8 protein-coding genes are annotated in these 6,437 nt (G+C 58.1%); 3 read left to right on the top strand and 5 right to left on the bottom strand.

All coding sequences use genetic code 11. The features are described 5' to 3' along the window. Nucleotides 1–1,578: FAD-binding protein (locus VGK48_08260; protein ID HEY2381163.1), on the bottom strand; the 1,578-nt coding region annotated here is incomplete at its 3' end. Between the two features lie 27 nt (nt 1,579–1,605). On the opposite strand from VGK48_08260, the gene VGK48_08255 reads away from it, so the two are divergent. Beyond that, nucleotides 1,606–3,078 carry a sigma-54-dependent Fis family transcriptional regulator gene (locus VGK48_08255; protein HEY2381162.1) on the top strand — a complete coding sequence of 491 codons (1,473 nt, stop codon included), beginning with the start codon at nt 1,606–1,608 and terminating at the stop codon, nt 3,076–3,078. 165 nt (nt 3,079–3,243) lie between these two features. Here VGK48_08255 and VGK48_08250 read toward each other — a convergent pair whose 3' ends face one another. Genes VGK48_08250 through VGK48_08235 form a run of 4 tightly spaced genes read right to left on the bottom strand, consistent with a single transcriptional unit; the run spans nt 3,244 to nt 5,007 of the window. Continuing rightward, on the bottom strand, nt 3,244–3,603 hold the full coding sequence (locus VGK48_08250) for a hypothetical protein (GenBank protein HEY2381161.1): 360 nt from the start codon (nt 3,601–3,603) through the stop codon (nt 3,244–3,246). Nucleotides 3,604–3,608: 5 nt separating this feature from the next. Further along, nucleotides 3,609–4,076 carry a nuclear transport factor 2 family protein gene (locus VGK48_08245; protein HEY2381160.1) on the bottom strand — a complete coding sequence of 156 codons (468 nt, stop codon included), beginning with the start codon at nt 4,074–4,076 and terminating at the stop codon, nt 3,609–3,611. Continuing rightward, nucleotides 4,073–4,561, bottom strand: a complete 489-nt coding sequence (locus VGK48_08240; protein ID HEY2381159.1) for a hypothetical protein — start codon at nt 4,559–4,561, stop codon at nt 4,073–4,075. The genes VGK48_08245 and VGK48_08240 overlap by 4 nt, the downstream gene beginning before the upstream one ends. 35 nt (nt 4,562–4,596) lie before the next feature. Then, entirely contained in the window at nt 4,597–5,007 is a 411-nt protein-coding gene (locus VGK48_08235; GenBank protein HEY2381158.1) for a PPOX class F420-dependent oxidoreductase, read from the bottom strand. A gap of 105 nt (nt 5,008–5,112) precedes the next feature. Between VGK48_08235 and VGK48_08230 the strand changes: the two genes are divergently transcribed. Further along, the gene (locus tag VGK48_08230; protein ID HEY2381157.1) at nt 5,113–6,030 is read left to right on the top strand and encodes a cytochrome c; all 918 of its coding nucleotides are present in this window, start codon (nt 5,113–5,115) and stop codon (nt 6,028–6,030) included. A 202-nt stretch (nt 6,031–6,232) separates the two neighbouring features. After that, on the top strand, nt 6,233–6,437 hold a 205-nt coding region (locus VGK48_08225), incomplete at its 3' end, for an isocitrate lyase/phosphoenolpyruvate mutase family protein (protein ID HEY2381156.1).

The raw sequence follows: 6,437 nt of genomic DNA, 5'->3' as shown, positions 1-6,437 counted from the left end.
CTGCGGGTTGGGGATGCCTTTGTAATAGAACCCGAAATAGAAGTAGATACAGACGCCCGTTCGATACAGCTGCGTGATGCGCGCCGTAACAAAAGGGGTGCCCGGCAGATTTCGCCGTTTGTATTCATCGGTCAGTCTGCGCTTGACGTTGTCGCACAACGCGAGAGCTTTGCTCCACGGAACCGAGGTCTCGAACGACTCGGCAATAATGTAGTACGGCATCAGGAAGTCGCGAATGTAAGCGATGCTGTACGTCAGCTGATATCCGCGCTGTCCATTCTCGCTGCCCGCTTTCATACCCTTATAGCGGGTTGCAATGCGATAGAGATCGCGCTCCTGTTGCTCGACTTCCTGCCGGCTGCCCTCGAATACCAGGGTGCAGGCGACCATCTTCTCCGGTTCAAATCCTTTGACCTTCGTTACGAAGAACTTTTCAGCCTTGCTCTTGATATCTGCAAAACCGCCCGCGGATTTCGGTTTCAAGGCGAGGCCGAACTGGAACTGCAGGTTGTCCATCAGCCGGACGCTCGCGGGCGGCGTGCTTTCCCGCATCAAGTCGAACATGAACTGAAAGCCGCTTTCGAACGTCGGAAACAGGACCGACCCGTATTTCTGGACCTCAGGCAGAGGAAAAATTTTAACGATCGCTGACGTAATGATCCCCAGGGTTCCTTCGGATCCGAACAGCAACCGCCGCAGATCGATCCCTATGGATTCTCGCGGCGCCGTGCTCGTGCGTTCGAGCTTCCCCGCAGCTGTAACAGCGGTGACATCGAGGACGAGGTCCTCGATGTTCCCGTACCGGTTCTTTTTCATCCCGCTTGCGTTTGTAGCAACCCAGCCGCCGAGCGTGGAGAATTCGACGCTGTCCGGCTCATGCCCCATCGTGAGGCCATACTTCTTGAGATCGGTGATGATGTCCCGGCCGATGGCGCCTGCTTCGATCGAGGCCATCATGTTTTCACGATCGATCCACTGGATGCGGTTCATGCGGCGCATATCCACGGAGACGATTGTCCGGCGCTCCTCCGGATCACAGCGAAGAGCATCCGTCACATTCGTGCCGCCGCCGTATGGAATCAGAGAAACACTGTGTGTCTTGGCGGCTTCGACGAGCCGGACGACCTGGCTCTCGTTCTCCGGGTACACGACGAGATCGGGAACTCGCCCCAGCCGGCCATACTTGATCGAATACATTTCCTCCTGCGTGTGTCCATGGCCGTGGCGAAGCCGGACTTCTCCGGCCGAGTCGACCTGGTTCGAAGCCATGAACGCCTGCAGGTCGCTTAAAAACGCGGGGGAGATGTGCGGTTCCGGAATCGATGTAGGGTAATTGGGCTGATTGATCTGCTTCGGGTCGACGTTGATTCCGAGGATTTCGCGCACCCACGGCAGAAAGCGGGGTAGTTCTTTGCCGCTGAGCTCGTATCGCGTGCCCCGGATGATGACATGCCCGTTCTCGCTGATGTCGAAATGGGTATCGCGAAAACCCCACACGTCCGGACTTTCGGCTTCGCCGGGGCCGGGTTGAGGTCGCGCTTCGGGCTTGATGATCTTCGCAGCGTCTGTAAAACTCAAGTCCGCAAAATACGATAGAATCCGCTGATGTTCAACGCCGAAGAACTGAACCTCCTCTACGGGCTTGCCCGGACCCTGGGCGAAGACCGTGATTACGGCGAGTTGTTGACCAGTCTTCTGGACCGCACGATCGAGAGTCTCGGCGCAGATCGCGGCTTCGTTCTGGTCCGGGAAAATGGGGGTTTCAGGGCTGCCGTGGCCCGGAACTTCCGGAGCGAAGCTCTCTCGCAGACCGAAGCGGAAGTCAGCAGTTCCATCGCAAATGAGGTGCTCCAGACCGGCAAAGCAGTGCTCGTGGGCAATGCCCTCGATTCCGATCGATATAAGAATCATCCCAGCGTGCAGCGGCTCTCCCTCCGGTCTGTTCTCTGCGCCCCGCTGCTGGCTACTTCCGAGACCTTCGCTCTGATCTATCTCGAGAATCGGGATATTGCCCAGAAGTTTACCAACCGCCAGCGGGAGCTCCTCGACGAGATCTGCAGCCTCTCGGCGGCAAGGCTTCACGTTGCATTGGCGATCGAATCGGCGAGGCGGAAGGCGCGTGAACTGGAAAGTCACATCGGCGAAGCCGATGGGATTATTACGGCCGATCCCGCGGTCGGTGCGGTTCTGGAAACGGTCCGGCAAGTCGCGGCCACCGATTTGCCGGTCCTGATTCAGGGCGAAACCGGAACGGGCAAAGAACTGGTCGCCCGCGCGCTTTATCGGCAAAGTTCACGTTCATCCGGCCCGTTTGTTATCTTGAATTGCGCTGTTCTGCCGGCCAGCCTGATCGAATCGGAGCTTTTCGGAGTGGTGCGCGGCGCATTCACCGGAGCGGATCGCGATCGCGTGGGATTGATCGGATCGGCGCATCGCGGCACGTTGTTTCTCGACGAGATCGGAGAATTGCCGGTGGAACTGCAGCCGCGCCTGCTTCGTGTGCTGCAATCCGGTGAATTTACCCGGCTGGGATCCACGCGCACGGAAACCGCCGATATTCGGGTTATTGCCGCGACGAATCGCGACCTGGAGCGCGAAATCGAATCGGGTGCGTTCCGCAGCGATCTTTTCTTCCGTCTGGCGACGATCACGCTGAAGCTGCCGCCGCTTCGCGAACGTGTCCACGACATCCCGCTGCTGGCGGACCATTTCCTGAAGCAATATGCGACACGCTTTGGCCGGGAGACGGGCCGTCTCTCGGCCGAACTGCTCGCATCGCTGCTGGCTTATTCATTTCCAGGCAATGTTCGCGAGCTCGAGGCAGAAATGGCCCGTCTGGCCGCGCTGTCGCGCCCCGGTGCCGTGCTGATGCCCGATGCTTTGAGCGATCGTATTCGCGGAACGCAGAAGGACGTCCTTCAGCCAATGTCCATCGCCGAGATGGAGAAGCGCCTCATCGTGCTCGTTCTGAAAACAACCGACGGCAACCGCACTCGCGCCGCCGAAATCCTCGGCATCAGCCGCGAGGGCCTGCGCACCAAGATGCAACGCTACGGTTTGAGCGATGCCTCTCAGTGAGTCTATCGGTAGATCTTCAGGTTATTGTACGTGGCTTCGATATCGTCTTCACGCAGACGCTGGTAATCGGCCCAGCCGCTGTACTTTTCTAACATAATCGAGCGCTTCAGCTCTTCAAGGCTCTTGCCTGCCGCCATCCCGGCCGAAACCGACGCGACGAGATCTTCAAAGAACTGGCGCGCCTCCGCGATATCCGACTTCTTGAATAGAACGCTGCCGTCCCCAATGGCTGTGGCTATAAATAATGTAGCGAACCGGGACGCCTGGAAATCGCCGGTCGAGTTCTGTCTTCACCCATCCTGCGAAATCCGTGCTGATCGGGTCCGCCAGCACGATCCCATCGGGCGTGATGTAGACCAGTCCGTACCATGCTCCATTTCGCGTGCGATACAAATTGTCCGAGATCTTGATGAATTCCCGCGCAGGGTCGCGCTGTGCCCGCAGCCCCGCAGCCGACAAGCCAAAGATGAGCAAGAGGATAATGGTCCAGGATCTCAATCGTATTGCACTGACGGTTTGAGCCATGCCTCTCAGTGAGAGCTGATCAGCGTATCCACCGCGCCGTGGATCATCACGATCTGCCAGTCGTTTCCGACCTTCCGGAAGGACATGGTATTGATGCCCTTGACCTGATTCGTTGCTTCCAGCGTGTAGTGGAAGCCCGCCCAGCCCGCATTGTCCCAATTGCCGACACGCAGGTCGGTAATGCTGAGCTTACGAGGCGGAGTGGCGGTCATCAGCCGATTGAGCCAGACGGTTGCCAGCAACTGATGTCCGTCCTCGTCGAACCAGACCGCGTCGGGCGCCAGGGTTTTCTGGAAAAAAGCGGCGTCCCGATTGTTGAAAGCCGTCACCATGGAATTGACGGCATCTGCAATGGGGCCAGAGGGAGTTGCCGGTGGAGCAAAAATGCCGCCGCCTCTGCCGCCACGCCCCTGCGCGGCCACACTGGCAACTGTCAACACAATCAGGGCAAGAACAAAAGCGAATCTCTTCATAGGTTTCCTTTGGCGAAATCCATTGCCGGTTTGGGGCGCCGCCGCCCAAGCCAGACGGCATAGGTTATCGCGAGCGCGAAATAGTTCGGAATGAGCAGCCACAATTGAGCCCAACGGACACCATCGACGAAATAGGTTTTGAAAGGCCACAAATAGGGCGTTGGGAAAAAACTGACTTCATGAAGTGGAATGTCGCACAGGATGTGGAGCGCCCAGGGACAAAGAATCCAGGGGAACTTCCTGGTGACCATCCATACCGCTGCGGCCATCACACCCCATACGACAAGACTATGGGTGACGTCATATGTTTGATAAACGTAGCGTGGAAAGTCGCTCCAACTGGCTTTGCCCACCTGGGAAATAATGAAAGGCCCGAACGCGATAACGTCCGGCGCGGCTCCCAGAAGGAAAGCCCAGCGCCACTGCCATTCGCTTTTGCGTCCGAACAATATGCTGCCCCAAAGCCCATGTGCGAGTACATCCACCGCCGGGCATTCTATAACGTGACCGGGTGCTGATACTAACTCCAAAGGCTCGAGCGCTGTCCGTCCGTCCCGCGCTCGGATACATGCGTCGGCTTGATTCTCAGTAACAGCCGGGCTTCGCCCGCGAGGAGCGGATACTGGTCGCGCCCCATGTACTTCTTTGCAAGCAGGTGGATGTGTTCGGTCGCTCCCTGGTCGGGACCACGCTTCTCGACAACGGCTCCGCAGATGACGACGGACCTCCAGGGATTCTGCGAATCGACAACCGTAATCGCGACCCTTGGATCCCGATTGACGTTCTTCGCCTTGAGGTGACTCACGACCGTATTGATCAGGATGTGCGACCCGTCCGGCTCGACATCGACCCACACTGGGGTCGTTTGTGGAGATCCATCCGGCATGATTGTGGCGATAACGGCCAACTGCTTCTCCTGCAGTAGCTTCACTCCGCCGGGCGACAGTTTTGCTGAAATAGAATGCTTCGCCCTTGCGCGATTGTTCAGCTTTCGAATTCGGACTATGATTCCACGCACGCTAGGAGGAACAGTCTAATGATTTTACGACGCCGATGCATAGAGGTGATGTTGTTGCTCTGCGGGCTTGCCGGATCCGCATCGCTGTCGTCGCAGACGCCGACGCGAAGCCTCAACCAGGGTGTGTACACGGAGCAGCAGGCGTCGCGGGGGCTGGCGACGTATAAGGCGCGGTGCGCGAGTTGTCATGCCGACAATCTGGCAGGGCGGTCCGCGCCTGCCCTGACCGGAGACGACTTCGCTGCAAACTGGTCCTCGCGGCCGTTGCTTGAGCTGGCCAACAAAATCCGCCGGACCATGCCGAAAGATGACACGGCCCGATTGACCTTAACGGAAGCAGCAGATGTCTTGGCTTACATCCTCCAGGCGGGCAAGTTCCCCAGCGGCCCTGCTGAACTGATCATGGATGACGCCGCTCTCCAACAGTTGACGTTCCCGGCCCATGCCGTTACGGCAGCCAAGACCTCCGATGTTGCGTCGCAACTGCCGTCACTACCGGCCTCCGGGACTGTCGCTCAAGTGATGAGGGGCATCCTTTTTCCCAGTTCAAACATCATTTTTACAACGCAAAGCATCGATCCGGGCGCCCCCAAGAAGCCGGCAGAATCGGGAACCGTCGGAACGGACTGGCTCATCTGGGGTGGCAACGTCTATAAAGGCTGGGATGTCGTCGACTATGCCGCGATCTCTCTATCTGAGTCCGCGAAGCTGATGCTGGTACCCGGCCGCCGCTGCGAAAACGGCAAGGCCGTTCCGGTCTCCGATCCGGACTGGATCAAGTTCACGCTCGAACTCGACGAGGCCGGCAAGGCCGCCTACAAAGCCTCGCAAACCCGGAATCAGGACACCATCTCCGAGTCGACCAATCAGCTGAACGACTCGTGCATGCATTGTCATCGGGTCTTCCGGGGCAGAACGCATTGCGTTAAGCCATAGCCCGGTGAACCGCAGCGTCGACCGCCAGACCGGCGCCGCGACCGCAAGGTCATCCGGCTCCTCAGAATCCGCAGAAGAAAGAACATAAATAACGAAACCTCGATTACACGTGTTCAAGACTCGTGTGATCGAGCACTTGCAGCCAGCAGTTTTCCGCCAAGTGACTTTTGTGGTTGTTTGCGTTCCTCGTATACTCAGCGGCATGGTTCCTTCAGACGTTACTGCACGGCGCGAGGCTTTCAGGAAACTTCACGATAGCGGCTGCTTTGTCATCCCAAATCCATGGGACATTGGGTCGGCGCGCTATTTGCAACATCTTGGTTTTCGCGCACTCGCGACCACCAGCGCCGGCTTTGCGTTTTCGCGGGGACGAGCAGATGGTGCGGTCGATCGCAGCGCAGTATTGG

It is taken from the genome of Terriglobia bacterium, assembly GCA_036496425.1.
GTDB lineage: Bacteria > Acidobacteriota > Terriglobia > 20CM-2-55-15 > 20CM-2-55-15 > 20CM-2-55-15.
This window is presented reverse-complemented; position numbering and strand designations above follow the sequence as displayed.